Source organism: Stenotrophomonas maltophilia group sp. msm1, assembly GCF_032025805.1.
GTDB lineage: Bacteria > Pseudomonadota > Gammaproteobacteria > Xanthomonadales > Xanthomonadaceae > Stenotrophomonas > Stenotrophomonas hibiscicola.
In genome coordinates this window covers 252,038-266,341 of record NZ_JAVSKH010000002.1, presented here as the reverse complement: position 1 = coordinate 266,341, position 14,304 = coordinate 252,038, and the positions used below count along the sequence as shown (strand labels likewise).

General features: G+C 68.0%; 12 protein-coding genes, 1 pseudogene and 1 riboswitch. Of the genes and pseudogenes, 4 read left to right on the top strand and 9 right to left on the bottom strand.

Annotated elements, in window-relative coordinates; genetic code table 11:
* Window positions 1-37 precede the first annotated feature (37 nt).
* From ROV95_RS08795 to ROV95_RS08780, 4 genes and pseudogenes are all read right to left on the bottom strand, one after another.
* A pseudogene (locus ROV95_RS08795) lies at window positions 38-2,012 on the bottom strand (AsmA family protein).
* Window positions 2,013-2,095: 83 nt separating this feature from the next.
* Complete coding sequence (locus ROV95_RS08790; protein WP_005410682.1) at window positions 2,096-2,734, bottom strand: hemolysin III family protein; 639 nt, start codon at window positions 2,732-2,734, stop codon at window positions 2,096-2,098.
* 153 nt (window positions 2,735-2,887) lie between these two features.
* Window positions 2,888-4,492, bottom strand: a complete 1,605-nt coding sequence (locus ROV95_RS08785; protein WP_019660067.1) for a peptide chain release factor 3 — start codon at window positions 4,490-4,492, stop codon at window positions 2,888-2,890.
* Window positions 4,493-4,558: 66 nt separating this feature from the next.
* On the bottom strand, window positions 4,559-5,443 hold the full coding sequence (locus ROV95_RS08780) for a M23 family metallopeptidase (RefSeq protein WP_312544007.1): 885 nt from the start codon (window positions 5,441-5,443) through the stop codon (window positions 4,559-4,561).
* 147 nt (window positions 5,444-5,590) lie between these two features.
* A riboswitch (SAM riboswitch) is annotated at window positions 5,591-5,709 on the top strand.
* A 77-nt stretch (window positions 5,710-5,786) separates the two neighbouring features.
* Between ROV95_RS08780 and ROV95_RS08775 the strand changes: the two genes are divergently transcribed.
* From ROV95_RS08775 to ROV95_RS08765, 3 genes are read left to right on the top strand one after another with little or no spacing between them, the layout of a single operon-like run.
* Window positions 5,787-6,818, top strand: coding sequence for a homoserine O-succinyltransferase (locus ROV95_RS08775; RefSeq protein WP_312544005.1), 1,032 nt, complete (start codon window positions 5,787-5,789; stop codon window positions 6,816-6,818).
* 2 nt (window positions 6,819-6,820) lie between these two features.
* On the top strand, window positions 6,821-8,050 hold the full coding sequence (locus ROV95_RS08770) for an O-succinylhomoserine (thiol)-lyase (protein WP_312545101.1): 1,230 nt from the start codon (window positions 6,821-6,823) through the stop codon (window positions 8,048-8,050).
* A complete protein-coding gene (locus tag ROV95_RS08765) occupies window positions 8,047-9,114 on the top strand; it encodes a homoserine dehydrogenase (protein ID WP_312544004.1) in 1,068 nt (355 codons plus the stop codon). Before ROV95_RS08770 ends, ROV95_RS08765 begins: the two co-directional genes overlap by 4 nt.
* Window positions 9,115-9,221: 107 nt before the next feature.
* On the opposite strand, the gene ROV95_RS08760 is transcribed toward ROV95_RS08765, so the two are convergent.
* Entirely contained in the window at window positions 9,222-10,217 is a 996-nt protein-coding gene (locus ROV95_RS08760; protein WP_019660062.1) for an alpha/beta hydrolase, read from the bottom strand.
* A 203-nt stretch (window positions 10,218-10,420) separates the two neighbouring features.
* The gene (locus ROV95_RS08755; RefSeq protein ID WP_021202030.1) at window positions 10,421-11,803 is read right to left on the bottom strand and encodes an L-serine ammonia-lyase; all 1,383 of its coding nucleotides are present in this window, start codon (window positions 11,801-11,803) and stop codon (window positions 10,421-10,423) included.
* 100 nt (window positions 11,804-11,903) lie between these two features.
* On the opposite strand from ROV95_RS08755, the gene ROV95_RS08750 reads away from it, so the two are divergent.
* Complete coding sequence (locus tag ROV95_RS08750; protein ID WP_058981142.1) at window positions 11,904-12,134, top strand: glutaredoxin family protein; 231 nt, start codon at window positions 11,904-11,906, stop codon at window positions 12,132-12,134.
* A gap of 355 nt (window positions 12,135-12,489) precedes the next feature.
* On the opposite strand, the gene ROV95_RS08745 is transcribed toward ROV95_RS08750, so the two are convergent.
* From ROV95_RS08745 to ROV95_RS08735, 3 genes are read right to left on the bottom strand one after another with little or no spacing between them, the layout of a single operon-like run.
* On the bottom strand, window positions 12,490-13,062 hold the full coding sequence (locus ROV95_RS08745) for a YceI family protein (protein ID WP_134734745.1): 573 nt from the start codon (window positions 13,060-13,062) through the stop codon (window positions 12,490-12,492).
* Between the two features lie 3 nt (window positions 13,063-13,065).
* Complete coding sequence (locus tag ROV95_RS08740; RefSeq protein ID WP_005410672.1) at window positions 13,066-13,638, bottom strand: cytochrome b; 573 nt, start codon at window positions 13,636-13,638, stop codon at window positions 13,066-13,068.
* A gap of 10 nt (window positions 13,639-13,648) precedes the next feature.
* A complete protein-coding gene (locus tag ROV95_RS08735; RefSeq protein WP_312544000.1) occupies window positions 13,649-14,281 on the bottom strand; it encodes a YceI family protein in 633 nt (210 codons plus the stop codon).
* Between the last annotated feature and the right edge of the window lie 23 nt (window positions 14,282-14,304).

Here is a 14,304-nt window from a genome sequence, read left to right as displayed (position 1 = left end):
CGCGGGAAAAAGAGGCGCCGCGAACAACGCTGTAAACCTACTTCGCATACTGCCCGCCGCAGTCGGCATCCTTCCCCGGCCCCAGTTCGATCGTCGCCAGCAACGCCGCCGGCGGCGCGATGCTGCCCAGCGCCAGGGCCACGGCGCCACGAATACCCAACGCCTTGAAGTCGGGCCGGAATGACGGGTCCTTGAAGGTGCCACTGATGTGCAGCGGAGAACGCAGTACCAGAATGCTCCTGTCCTTGGGGCGTGGCTTCAGCAGCAGGTCCAGAGTCTCGTCGCGCAGGCTCACCGTGCCTTCGCCGATGAGGATCGTGTCGGTGGTGTCCACCGCCATCGCCTGGCTGGTCATCAGGCCGTCGCGCACGCCGAAGTCGGCGAAGGCGCAGCGCAGGGGGATCTGCTTGTCGCCGGTCACCAGGAATTTCAGCGATTCGGTGATGTCCAGCCCCGCCAGTTCCATTACCAGGTTGCCGACATGGCCGCGGCCCATCGCCAGGCCGACCTTGCCACTGCTGCTGCCGAGCATTGCGGCGACCGAGTTGCCGTGGCCGCTCAGGTCCACCTCGCCGCCGATGCCACCCTTGGCCTGTTCAGCCAGCTTGGCGTCAGGGAACAACTGGCCCAGCTGCACGCCGCGCACGCTGGCCTTCAGCGCGGTGCTGATCTGCGGACGGCGCGCGTCCATGCGGATCGTGCTGCGGATGTCGCCGCCGGCGACGCCGAAGTTCAGCGGGTCCAACCGCAGCACGCCGTCATCCAGCAACAGGTGCGCATCCATGTCGTCCAGCGGCAACGAAGGGGCGTTGATGCGGTGGGCCTTCCAGCGCACGTCGGCATCCATGGCGCGCAGCTTGCCCAGGTTGTAGGGCGTGTCGGGCAGCACCCGTGCACGGGCGGCAATCCGTGCGGCCTCGGCCTTCTGCTCTGCGTTGGCCGTTTCGCCGCCGCCGGTTTTTGGCGGGGCGCCGACGAAGCCGGCAAGGTCATCAAAGTCCAGGCGCCTGGATTGCAGCGTGGCGGTCAGCCGTGGACGATCGCGTCCCACCTCGAACTGCAGGTTGCCCCCCCAGGTCGCTGTCGCCGACCTTGCCAGTGAAGCTGTCGTAACGCCAGACGTCGTGGTCGCGTTTGAGGCGTCCGTTCAACGCATAGGGCGGTGAGGGCGGGATGGCGATGCCGAGCAGAGGATAGAGATCGGCCAGGTCCTGGCCGCTGAGCGCGAACTGCAGGTCGAACACGCGCAGCTGGAAGGGGTTGGTCAGCGTGCCACTGGCGACTGCGTGAGTGGCGCCGGCCCGGCCATCGAGATGGATGCGGAACGGGTGCTCGCTGTCGGTCAGTTCCAGGGGGGATTCAGTGCCGCCGCGCAGCGTGAACGGATTGCCCTGCCAGCGGCCTTTACCCTGCACCAGCAGCGGTGGCGCAGTGTCGGCCTGCTTCGGTTGGCCGCTGCGCACGTCCACGAGGATGTCGGTGCGGCCCAGCGTGTCGAGGAACTGCAGGCGACCGTCGTCGATGCGCAGCCGCTTGAGTTGGGGGCTTGCCCCGCCGGTGCTGCCGCCGAGGAAATCCCAGTTGCCCGGGTCTCCCTTGCGCGGTGCGGTTTCCAGCAGCACATCCGGCCGGGTCAGGCGTACTTCGGGCAGCTGCACGCTGCCGCGCAGCAGGGGCCACACCCGCACATCGATCTCGACGCGGTCCGCCGTGGCCATGGCGGGCTGTTTTGCCCAGCTGGCATTGGCGAAGGTGATCGCATCGGCGCGGATCGTGCTGGTGCGGCCGAGGTCGACATCCAGGTTCCCGATGTGCAGTGCGCGGCCGGTGCGTGCCTGCACCGCACGCTCCACGGGCCCCTTGAACCAGTTCCAGTCCCACAACGCGAACAGCACAAGTATTGCCGCCAGCAGGAAGACCAGGATCGTCAGCCAGCGCCGGCCACGTGGGCCGGGACGGCGGAGGCGCCAGCGGTGCGTGCGCTTTGCAGCAGGGGAGGCGGCAGCATTCACGCTGCCATGGTTGCCCCCTCTTCGTGGACAGGGCGCGAAGCGTCCATGTGCATGGCGTGCACGCGCTGCGTTCGAGCGGTCGTTTACAACACCTGCATGGTGACCGCGACAAAGTGGCAGACGCTGCCGCCGATCACGAACAGGTGCCAGATGGCATGCGAGTACGGGATCGATTCACGGTGGTAGAAGTAGGTGCCCAGCGTGTACGACAGGCCGCCGGCGAACAGCCAGGTGAGGGTGCCGCCATCGATCGAGGCCCACATCGGCTTGATCGCCACGACCACCAGCCAGCCCATGGCGATGTAGATCACCGTTGAGAGCACTTTGAAACGGCCGGTGTAGAACAGCTTGAACACCACGCCGCCCAGCGCCAGCGCCCAGATCGCAGTGAACAGGCCCCAGCCCCACGGACCGCGCAGGCCGATCAGGGTGAACGGGGTATAGGTGCCCGCGATCAGCACGTAGATCGCGCAGTGGTCGAACACCTTCAGCCGGCCCTTGGCGACCGGATGCTGGATGGCGTGATACAGGGTGGAGGCGGTGTACAGAAGCAGCAGCGCGATACCGAATACGATCGCGCTGGCCAGCTGCCAGCCGTCGCCGTAGATCGCAGCCAGGGTGATCAACACCGCACTGGCGGCCAGGGCGAACACCGCGCCCAGGCCATGGGTCAGGGCGCTGGCGATTTCTTCACGGATCGAAGCAATGGACGTCGTGGACATGGGCATGGGCGTTGTTCGCGGGGAGGGGGACCCGCGTCCCCCTATCATCGCCGCGATGGCCGCCATGTGCACGCCCGTCACCGTATGGGGGATGAATCCGCGCCTATCCACGCATGGCGTGGATCTACCAGGCGCGGATCCGCCTCCGTGGCATCAGCCCACCGAAACCGTATGCGCCGCTTCGCGGGTGGCCGAGAAGCGCACGTCCGGCGAGCGTTCCTGCGCCAGCTGCAGGTTGACCCGGGTCGGCGCCAGGTAGACCAGGTGCCCGGCCGCATCCAGGGCCAGGTTCAGCGCGTTCTTCTCGCGGAATTCTTCCAGCTTCTTCTCGTTGCTGCAGTGGACCCAGCGCGCGGTGGTCACACTGACCGGCTCGAAGGTGGCTTCCACGCCGTACTCGTCCTTCAGGCGGTAGGCCGCCACGTCGAACTGCAGCACACCCACCGCACCCAGGATCAGGTCGTTGCTGGTGAGGGGGCGGAAGAACTGGGTTGCGCCTTCCTCGGACAGCTGGGCCAGGCCCTTCTGCAGCTGCTTGAGCTTGAGCGGATCGCGCAGGCGTGCGCGACGGAACAGTTCCGGGGCGAAGTTGGGAATGCCGGTGAAGGTGACCGCTTCGCCTTCGGTGAAGGTATCGCCGATGGAGATGGTGCCGTGGTTGTGGATGCCGATCACATCGCCCGGCCACGCCTCGGCCGCGATCTCGCGATCGCTGGCCATGAAGGTCAACGCGTTGGCCAGCTTCATTTCCTTGCCGGTGCGCACGTGGAAGGTCTTCATGCCGGCGCTGAAACGGCCCGAGCAGACCCGCATGAAGGCCACGCGGTCACGGTGCTGCGGGTCCATGTTGGCCTGGATCTTGAACACAAAGCCGGTCAGCTTGTTCTCTTCCGGTGCGATCTGGCGGCCGGTGGTGGAGCGCGCCTGCGGCGATGGCGCGTGCTCGACGAAGAAGTCCAGCAGTGGCTGCACGCCGAAGTTGTTCACGCCCGAGCCGAAGAACACCGGGGTCTGCTTGCCGGCGCGGTAGGCGTCCAGGTCGAACGGGTGGCTGGCGCCCTGCACCAGTTCCAGCTCGTCGCGCAGGTCGGCCAGCATCTGTGCACCGATCTTCTCGGCCAGGCCGGGGGCGTCGATGGACGGGAAGATGGTGGAATCCTGGCGGGTGAAGTTGCGGCCCGGCTCATACAGGTGCACTTCGCCGGTCAGCAGGTGCACCACGCCCTTCAGGCGCTGGCCCATGCCGATGGGCCAGGTGACCGGGGCGCACTGGATGCCCAGCACGGTTTCCACTTCATCCAGCAGCTCGATCGGGTCCTTGCCCTCGCGGTCGAGCTTGTTGATGAAGGTCATGATCGGGGTGTCGCGCAGTCGGCAGACTTCCATCAGCTTGATGGTGCGCTCTTCCACGCCCTTGGCCACGTCGATCACCATCAGCGCCGAGTCCACCGCAGTCAGCACGCGGTAGGTGTCCTCGCCGAAGTCGGCGTGGCCGGGGGTGTCGAGCAGGTTGACGATCTTGCCTTCGTACGGGAACTGCATCACCGAGGAGGTGACCGAGATGCCGCGCTCCTTTTCCAGTGCCATCCAGTCGGAGGTGGCGTGGCGGGCGGCCTTGCGGCCCTTGACCGAACCGGCCATCTGGATCGCGCCTCCGAACAGCAGCAGCTTTTCGGTCAGCGTGGTCTTGCCGGCGTCAGGGTGGGAAATGATGGCGAAGGTGCGGCGACGCGACGCTTCGTTGGCGACTTCGGACATGGCAGTGGCGCCCGCCCGGGGCGCTATTCAAAGAGATAAGCGCCCGATTATACCGGCCGGCGCCGGTCAGCGCCCGGTACCGCCGTCTGCTTCGCCCTGGCGGGCGAACTGCAGCTGCCCCTGCTCGGCGAAGATGCGCACCGGCACCGAGCGCAGGCCCATGCCGCGGTTGACCTGCACCACGAAGTGCAGGTGCGGCGCAGTGCTGTAGCCGCTGTTGCCGGACAGGCCGATCGGTTGCCCGGCTCCCACCGCCTGGCCGCGGCGCACGCGCATGCCGCCGTCCTGGAGGTGGCCGTACAGGGCCATGCTGCCGTCGCTGTGCAGCACGCGGATGAAATTGGCACGGGCACCATCGCGCTCGCGGTCCTGGCCGTTGCCACGGAAGCCATCCTGGATCTGCATCACCGTGCCCTCGCGCGCGGCCAGTACCAGGGTGCCCTCCGGCAGTGCGAAGTCGACCGCGTCGCGGTTCTCCTCGTCGTCATGGCTGAATCGCCCCTGCGGAGCCTGGTCCACACGCAGGCGGGCCGCATCGAACGGCAGGCGATAGGCGACATCTTCGGCCTGCGCGGCCGGGTTGCCCGGCACCGACTGCAGTCGCAGATCCAGCATGCGGCCATCGATCGGGGCGGGCAGGTGGCCGACCACCAAGCTGCTGTCGCCCTGGATCAGCGACTCGACCGGGAGGCCTTCGACCGGGTGTCCGGGGGCGGCGCGCAGCTGGATCTGCAGCGGCCCTGCCAGCCCGTTGTCGATCCGCGCCTGCCATTGCGTACCGACCGGCTGCAGGCGCAACTGGGCCATGGGGGCGGCGCCCTCGGCACTGCCTGCGCGGGTGGCACGGGCGGAAGGGGGAGCCAGTCCCCAGCCCTGGCGCCAGTCGCCGGCGTGTACGGTCGCGCTCGCCAGCAGAGGCAACAGCAGGCAGGACAGGGGCAGGCGCGGCATCGGGGTTTCCAGCGAGAGGACCGCCGGGACTGTACCCGATCCTGAACGGGGCGACCGGGACGGCCCTCGCAGAGTGACCCTGAAAATATCTATCGCTTTATCCGCATGAAGGGATTGACAGTGCCGGAAAGGGCTGGCATCGTGACTCCACCATCGAGACCGGCAGAGGGACAGGCCCTTTGAAGCCGGGGCAGCCCGCAGGCGCGCAAGCGTCTGCGTAGGTGCCAAATCCTGCGGGGACCGTGGCGTCCACCGAAAGATGGTTCGAACCATGCACCGCACGTGCATCTCGAACGCGGGCCCCGCGAAGGCTCGATGGCCGATTCCCCAACCGGATCCCGCCATGAGCTTCGCCGCCAGCACCGCCATTCGCCCCGAACCCTTTGTCCCCGTCAGCGTGCCGGTCGCAGACCGCGTGCATGCCGAGCGCGGCGAGTTCGCCGCAGTGTTGTCGATGCGTCACGCAGGTCCCAGTCCGGTGCGCCTGCGCTATGAATGGGTCGGCCCGGCCAATGCGCCGGTGGTGGTACTGGCCGGTGGCATTTCCGCCCATCGCCACGTGGCGTCCAATGCACAGTTCAGCGAGAAGGGCTGGGCCGAAGGCCTGGTCGGCAGCGGGCGCGCGCTGGATCCGCAGCTGCTGCGCGTGCTGGCCGTCGATTTCGTCGGTGCCGACGGTGCGCTGGACGTGCCGATCGATACCGCCGATCAGGCCGACGCATTGGCGCTGGTGCTGGATCATCTCGGCATTCGCGCGCTGAAAGCCTTCGTCGGCTATTCGTATGGCGCGCTGGTCGGCCAGCAGTTCGCGATCCGGCATCGTGCCCGCGTGCGCCAGTTGGTGCTGGCCAGCGGTGCGCATCGTCCGCACCCTTATGCCGCCGCCTGGCGCGCATTGCAGCGTCGCGCGGTCGCGCTGGGCCAGCTGCAGTGCGGCGAAGACCACGGCCTGGCCCTGGCGCGGCAGTTTGCCATGCTCAGCTACCGTACCCCGGAAGAATTCGGCGAGCGCTTCGATGCCGCACCGGAAGTGATCAATGGCCGCGTGCGCGTGGCTGCCGAAGACTATCTCGACGCGGCCGGCGCGCAGTACGTCGCGCGCACGCCGGTGACCGCTTACCTGCGCCTGTCCGAATCGATCGATCTGCACCGCGTCGACCCGGCCGCGATCCTGCCGCCGACGGTGGTGGTGGCCGTGGAGGGCGACCGCCTGGTGCCGCTGGCCGACCTGGTCGGCCTGGTCGAAGGGCTGGGTCCGCGCGGCAGCCTGCGCGTTCTGCGCTCGCCCTATGGCCACGACGCCTTCCTCAAAGAAACCGATCGCATTGACGCGATCCTCGTCACCGCCTTCCGTACTTCTGGAGAGTCCGCATGACCCTGCACGCCAACGAGCCGTCCTGTAGCCGCACCACTGCCGCTGTCCGTGCCGGCATCGATCGGGACACTGCGCATGGCGCGGTCACGCCGCCGATCGTGCTGTCGTCGAACTTCAGCTTTGAAGGTTTCGGCAACAAGCGCCAGTACGACTACACGCGCAGTGGCAACCCGACCCGCGACCTGTTGGGCGAGGCGCTGGCCGAACTGGAGGGCGGCGCCGGTGGCGTCATCACGGCGACCGGAATGGGGGCGATCAACCTGGTGCTGAATGCGCTGCTGCAGCCGGGCGATACCCTGGTCGTGCCGCACGATGCGTACGGCGGCAGCTGGCGCCTGTTCAATGCGCTGGCCAGGAAGGGCCACTTCGAACTGGTCACCGCCGACCTGACCGATCCGCGTGCACTGGCGCAGGCGTTGGCCACCCAGCCGAAGCTGGTGCTGGTGGAAACGCCGTCCAACCCGCTGCTGCGCATCACCGACCTGCGCTTCGTCATCGATGCCGCGCACAAGGCCGGCGCACTCGTGGTGGTCGACAATACCTTCCTGTCGCCGGCGCTGCAGCAGCCGCTGTCGTTTGGTGCAGACCTGGTGCTGCATTCCACCACCAAGTACATCAACGGCCACAGCGATGTGGTGGGCGGGGCAGTGGTCGCGCGTGATCCGGCACTGCACGAGCAGCTGGTGTGGTGGGGCAACGCGCTCGGCCTGACGGGTTCACCGTTCGATGCCTTCCTGACCCTGCGCGGCCTGCGCACGCTGGATGCGCGCCTGCGCGTGCACCAGGAAAACACGGCGTCGATCGTTGCCCTGCTGGACCAGCATCCGGCGGTCGGCCGCGTCTATTACCCGGGGCTGGCCGATCACCCAGGCCACAGCATCGCCACGCGCCAGCAGAGTGGTTTCGGTGCGATGCTCTCGTTCGAACTGGCCGACTGCGAAGGCGACGATCCGCATGCCGCAGTGCGTGCATTCGTCGATGGCCTGCGCTGTTTCACGCTGGCCGAATCACTGGGCGGCGTCGAAAGCCTGATCGCGCATCCGGCCACCATGACCCACGCCGCGATGAGCGCCGAAGCGCGAGCCGCTGCCGGCATCAGCGAAGGCCTGCTGCGCCTGTCGGTCGGCATCGAGGCCGAGCGTGACCTGTTGGCCGATCTCGGCGCCGCTCTGCAACGCGCCGAAGCGGTGATTGATGCGGCTGCGCGCCGCAAACAGGCGGTGGATGCATGAGCGCGCTCGCCGCAGAGATTCCTGCTCTGGGCTTGGGACGACTGGCGCTGCTTGGCACCGGCACGGTCGGCTCGGCCTTCGTACAGCGCTACCAGGCGTTGCAGGCACGTGGGCTGGAACTGCCCAGCGTGCAGTGGCTGGCCAATTCGCGCACTGCGTTGGAGATCGATCGTGACCTGGCGGTGCCGCTGGAACTGGCACGGCGTGCACCGCGCGATGGCCAGAGTTCGCCACCGTGGGCGAGTGCCGAAGGACTGGAGCGTGGCGACGTGGTGGTCGACGCCACCGCCAGCGAAGACGTAGCCGCGCGCCACGTACAGTGGCTGGCGCGCGGCGTGCACGTGGTCACCGCCAACAAGCTGGGGCGTGGTGCGCAGCTGGCACGCGCGCAGGCCATTGCCGAGCGTTGCGCAGACACGGGTGCGCGCTACGGCGACAGCGCTACCGTCGGCGCCGGCCTGCCGCTGTTGAGCAGCCTGCGTGCGCTGCTGGCCGGTGGTGATCACATCCATGCCATCGAGGGCGTGCTGTCCGGTTCGCTGGCGTGGCTGTTCCATCGCTATGACGGCAAGTCGCCGTTCTCGGCGGCGGTGCGCGAGGCGCTGGCGGCCGGCTACACCGAGCCGGATCCGCGACTTGACCTGTCCGGCGAGGACGTGCGGCGCAAGCTGCTGATCCTTGCCCGCAGCGGCGGGCTGGCGCTGGACGCCTCGCAGGTGCAGGTGGATTCACTGGTGCCTGAAGCGCTGGCGGCGTTGCCGCTGGAGGATGCAGTGGCGGCATTGGAGCAGCTGGATGCGCCTTTGCGGGCACGCTGGCAGCAGGCGCGCGACAATGGTCGTGTGCTGCGTTTCGTTGGCCGTGTTGATGCCGAGGGTGCACAGGTGGGCCTGCGTGAGCTTCCGGCCGACCATCCCTTGGCGCAGGGCGCGGGCACCGACAACCGCGTCGCCATCCATAGTGATCGCTATCGCCTGCAGCCGCTGTTGATCCAGGGGCCGGGCGCGGGTGCGGAAGTGACTGCGGCCGCGCTGCTGGATGATGTGTTGCGGATCGTCGGCTGATCGCACCGCTCCTGTAGCCGAGCCCACGCCCCACTGCTCCTGGCAGAATCCCCATCTTGCCGCATGAGCCGAGCGTGGGCTCGGCTCTACAGGGGCACGCTTGCCGGTCAGCGCGACTTCAACGCCTTCAACAGCGCGCTGTTGAACTGCTTCGGGTCCTGCACCTGTGGCGAATGGCCCAGTTCGGCGAACTCGATCAGCGTCGCGCCCGGAATCGCCGCGGCTGCCGCTCTGCCGAGTGCCGGATAGTTGCCCAGCGTCGCCTTCACCGTCGGCGGCGCCAGGTCACGGCCGATCGCGGTACGGTCCTTCTGGCCGATGAACAACGTGGTGGGTACCTGCAGGTTCTTCAGCTCGTACACCACCGGCTGGTTGAACACCATGTCCGAGGCCAGGGCCTGGCTCCATGCAACGGCCTGCTTGCCCGGCCCTTCATACATGCCTGACTGCATCCGCGCCCACGGCTCGTAGGCCGGCTTCCATTTGCCGTCATAGTACACGTCCAGCTGGTAGCGGCGGATGCTGTCATAGCTGATGTTCATTTCGCCGGCGTACCACGCGTCCACGCTGCGCCACGGCACGCCCAGCGCCTTCCAGTCCTCCAGCCCGATCGGGTTGACCAGTGCCAGGCTGCGCAGGTCCTGTGGGAACATCAGCGCGTAGCGCACTGCCAGCATGCCACCCATCGAATGACCGACCAGGTGCACCGGCACATCACCCAGCTGCAGTTGCTGCAGCAACGCATGGGTGTTGGCGGCCAGCTGCGCGAAGCTGTACTGGTAGCGCTCGGGCTTGCTGGATTTGCAGAAACCCACCTGGTCCGGGGCGATCACCCGGTAGCCGGCGGCAACCAGGGGCTTGATCGATTCCTTCCAGGTGGCCGCGCAGAAATTCTTGCCATGCAGCAGCACCACCACGCCGATGGGCGCCTTCTTCGGCGCGATGTCCAGGTAGGCCATCTCCAGCGGCTGTCGCTGCGATTCCAGCGCGAAGGTCTTCACTGGATAGCCGTAGTCGAAGCCCTCCAGGCGCGGCCCATAGCTGGGCGCGGCGAGGGCGGACAGCGGAAGGCAGGCAAGCAGGGCGGTAGCGATCACGCGCATGGGGCAGTCCTGGGCAAGGGAGCCCCGAGCCTAACCGCAACGCAGTGATGGTGTCGTCCGACCGGCCAGGGACAACGGGGTAGAGTCGACTGTCAGTCGACTGCTCTTCGATCAGACCGCGAACATCCCGCGCTGCGCGCGATAGTCGACTGACAGTCGGCTCTACCTGCGGCCCGGCGCCATCGCGCCGGGCCCGGTCGACCTCAACACTCGATGACGTTCACCGCCAGGCCACCGCGGCTGGTTTCCTTGTACTTGTCCTGCATGTCGCGGCCGGTATCGCGCATGGTCTTGATCACCTTGTCCAGCGACACCTTGTGCTTGCCGTCGCCGCGCATCGCCATGCGCGAGGCATTGATCGCCTTCACCGCACCCATCGCGTTGCGTTCGATGCAGGGGATCTGCACCAGGCCGCCAATCGGGTCGCAGGTCAGGCCGAGGTTGTGCTCCATGCCTATTTCCGCGGCATTCTCGATCTGGCTGGGATTGCCACCCAGTGCCGCGACCAGGCCACCGGCGGCCATCGAGCAGGCCACGCCTACTTCGCCCTGGCAACCCACTTCGGCGCCCGAGATCGAGGCGTTTTCCTTGTACAGGATGCCGATCGCTGCCGAGGTCAGCAGGAAGTCGAATACGCGCTGCTCATTGGCGCCGGGGCAGAAACGGTCGAAGTAATGCAGCACCGCCGGCAGCACGCCGGCGGCACCGTTGGTCGGCGCGGTTACCACACGGCCACCGGCGGCATTTTCTTCGTTCACCGCCAGCGCGTACAGATTGACCCAGTCCAGCGTGGTCAGCGGGTCGCGCATTGCCGCTTCCGGCTTCGACGACAGCTCGCGGTACAGCGCCGGCGCACGACGGCCCACCTTCAGGCCACCCGGCAGCACGCCTTCCTCGCGGATACCGCGCGCCACGCAAGACTGCATTGCGCTCCAGATCTCGCGCAGCTGGGCACGAATCTCGTCTTCGCTGCGCCAGCACTTCTCGTTCTCGAACATCAGCTGGGCAATGCTCAGGCCGCTGCGTGCGGTCTGCGCCAGCAGCTCGTCGCCGCTCTTGAACGGGTAGGGCAACGGGGTCTCATCGGGCACGATCCGGTCGTCGGCCGCGTCGTCCTGGTTGACCACGAAGCCGCCGCCGACGGAGTAGTAATCGCGGGTAGCGATTACTTCGTCCTCGGCGTTGTAGGCGGTGAAGCGCATGCCGTTGGTGTGGTACGGCAGCTTCTGGCGCTTGTTCATGCCCAGGTCGCGCTTCTCGTCGAAAGCGATCTCGTGCTGGCCCATCAGCTGGATGCGCTTGCTGCTGCGGATGCGCTCGAGCGTAGCCGGAATGATGTCCGGGTCGATCAGGTTCGGGCGCTGGCCTTCCAGGCCGAGCAGGATCGCCTTGTCGGTGCCGTGGCCGCGGCCGGTCAGCGCCAGCGAGCCATAGACATCGGCGCGGATGCGCGCGACCTCGGGCAGGCGGCCCGGATCGAGCAGCCAGCGATGGATGAATCGCTCGGCGGCCTTCATCGGCCCGACGGTGTGCGAGGAACTCGGGCCAATGCCGATCTTGAAAACGTCGAACGTGCTGACAGCCATGGATGCCGTACTGCGGGTACCGGAAGAGACCGCTATTCTAGCGGCTCACGCCGCACTTCCATGGCTGCGGCGCAGCATTTCGGCAGAGGGAGCAAAACCGGTGTTGACTCTGTTCCAGCGTGACGATTGCCACCTGTGCGACATGGCCCTGGCCGAACTGGCCAAGGCGCGGGCGCCGGAGTTCGAATCGGTGTTCCTGGATGACCAGCCGGCGCTGGAATCGCGCTACGGCGCGCGCGTGCCGGTGCTCCGCGACGAGCGCGATGACCGCGAGCTGGACTGGCCGTTCGACGCGGCCACGGTGCAGGCCTGGCTGGCCGTCGATCGGTAGTGGGGGGGGGGGGGGGGGGGGCGCCCCCGGGGGGGGGGGGGGGGGGGGGGGGGGGGGCGGCCGGGGCGCCCCGCGGCGGGGGGGGGGGGGGGGGGGGCGCGGCCCGCGGACATTGGAGGAGGGCGGGGGGGGGGGGGGGGGGGGGGGGGGGGGGGGGGGGGGGGGGGGGGGGGGGGGGGGGGGGGGGGGGGGGGGGGGGGGGGGGGGGGGGGGGGGGGGGGGGGGGGGGGTGGGTGGGGGGGGGGGGGGGGGGCCGCCGGGGGGGGCGGGGGGGGGGGGGGGGCCGGCCCCGGCGCCCCCCCCCCCCCCCGGCCCCGGGCCCCCCCCCCCCCCCCCCCCCACTACCGGAGGCGTGTTATTTCGCGTCGAACTTCACGATCGTGCTGATCGCGGTCTCATCCGGGATGGTCTTGGTATCGGCCCAGTCACCACCGCCGACGCCGAAGTCCAGGCGCTTGACCGTGGCCTTGCCGGTCAGCACCGGCTGGGCGCCCGGCTTCCAGGTGAAGGTGAGGGTGACCGGCTTGCTGACGCCACGCAGCTCGAGGGTGCCATCGGCGGCGAACTGGTCGTTGCCGACCGCGCGGAAGCCTTTGGCGGTGTAGCGCGCAGTGGCGAACTTGCCGACGTTGAAGAAGTCGGCACCCTGCAGGGTCGAGTCGCGGTCGCTGTTGCCACTCTTGGCACCGGCCAGCGGGATCACCACGTCCAGCGAGCCGGCGGCCGGATTGGCCGGGTCGAAGCTGAGCTTGGTGGCGAAGCCCGGGAAGCTGCCGGTGAACACCTCGCCGTCGTACTTGGTCGCGAACACCAGGATCGAGCCGGCGCCGGGGGCCTGCGCATAGTCGGCAGCGAGCGCCGGGGCGGTAGCCAGCATGCCGGCCAGGGCGGCGGCCACGGCGGCCGGAGTGGTCAGTTTCAGGTTCATCGGTCAGTCCTTCTGAGGGGAGGCAAGCCAGCCGCGCGGCAACATGCGGGACAGGGTCGCATCGCGCTGGAACAGGTGGTGGTAGAAGGCGGCACCGGCATGGGCCAGTACCACCGCGATCAAGAGCCAGAAGCCGTATTCGTGGATGGCATGTGACACCGCGACAACCTGCGGGTCGGGTCCGCTCAGCTTGGGCACATCCACCAGGCCGAACCAGCGGAACGGGCGCAGGCCGCTGGCCGAGTCGTACAGCCAGCCCGACAGGGGGATGGCGAACATCAGCACGTACAGCAGCACGTGGGTGGCGCTGGCGATGCGTTCCTGCCAGCTGGGCACGCCCGGCACCGGCTTCGGCGCACCGGCATACAGGCGCCAGCCCAGGCGGAACAGCACCAGCGCCAGCACCGTGATGCCGATCGACTTGTGCGCGGTATAGACCCAGAAATACTTGGGGGTCTTGGGCAGCTCGCCCATGGTCAGGCCGACCACGCCCAGGGCGAGGATCAGCAGTGCGATCAACCAATGCAGGATCTGGCTGACACTCCCCCAGGCGGCGGGGGTGTTCTTGGCGGTCATGAAAGGTCCTCTAGCGGGCCATCTTGGGGTCGGAGTGCGGAACGGGAGCGGGAGTTCCCGGGGCGTCGCTGCGGTCGAGGGTGGCTTCAGCCTCGATCCTCAACTGCACTGCATCACCGATGACGCCCGGCCAGGCGGTGATGCCGAACGCGCGCCGGCTCAGCGTGGTGCTGGCCGAGAAACCGGCGGTGCGTCGGAATGGGGGCAGGGGGTAGCGCTTGATGGCGTTGAGGGTCACGTCCAGCGTGATTTCCTGGCTGACCCCGCGCAGGGTCAGGGTGCCGATCACGTGGGCGCGCCTTGCATCGATCGGTTCGACCCGACTGGAGACAAAGTGTGCCTTCGGGAAGCGCTCACCATCCAGCAGGCTGCGCGCCAGCGTGGCCTGGTTCCATTTGGCATCACCAAGGTCCAATCGCGACACGGGAACCTCGACGTCCAGTGTGGCTTCGCGCCAGTTGTCGGGATCGAACTGCAGGCGTCCTTCACTGCCGGAGACCGTGCCCATCGCCTGCGAGTAACCGGCGTGGTCGATGGTGAACAGCACACGGGTATGCACCGGATCGAGGCGATAGGTATCCGCATCGGCCAAGGCGGGAGCGGTGGCGAGCAGCATCGGCAGCAGGGCCAGGCAGGGACGCATCGATGGCGGGCTCCGGAAGGGGA

Bases quoted from the DNA above. Each gene is read 5' to 3' on its own strand.
- ROV95_RS08780 (WP_312544007.1), bottom strand. From the start codon at position 5,443: ATGCCGCGCCTGCCCCTGTCCTGCCTGCTGTTGCCTCTGCTGGCGAGC.
- ROV95_RS08765 (WP_312544004.1), top strand. From the start codon at position 8,047: ATGAGCGCGCTCGCCGCAGAGATTCCTGCTCTGGGCTTGGGACGACTG.
- ROV95_RS08735 (WP_312544000.1), bottom strand. From the start codon at position 14,281: ATGCGTCCCTGCCTGGCCCTGCTGCCGATGCTGCTCGCCACCGCTCCC.
- ROV95_RS08785 (WP_019660067.1), bottom strand. From the start codon at position 4,492: ATGTCCGAAGTCGCCAACGAAGCGTCGCGTCGCCGCACCTTCGCCATC.
- ROV95_RS08745 (WP_134734745.1), bottom strand. From the start codon at position 13,062: ATGAACCTGAAACTGACCACTCCGGCCGCCGTGGCCGCCGCCCTGGCC.
- ROV95_RS08755 (WP_021202030.1), bottom strand. From the start codon at position 11,803: ATGGCTGTCAGCACGTTCGACGTTTTCAAGATCGGCATTGGCCCGAGT.
- ROV95_RS08760 (WP_019660062.1), bottom strand. From the start codon at position 10,217: ATGCGCGTGATCGCTACCGCCCTGCTTGCCTGCCTTCCGCTGTCCGCC.
- ROV95_RS08790 (WP_005410682.1), bottom strand. From the start codon at position 2,734: ATGTCCACGACGTCCATTGCTTCGATCCGTGAAGAAATCGCCAGCGCC.
- ROV95_RS08740 (WP_005410672.1), bottom strand. From the start codon at position 13,638: ATGACCGCCAAGAACACCCCCGCCGCCTGGGGGAGTGTCAGCCAGATC.
- ROV95_RS08775 (WP_312544005.1), top strand. From the start codon at position 5,787: ATGAGCTTCGCCGCCAGCACCGCCATTCGCCCCGAACCCTTTGTCCCC.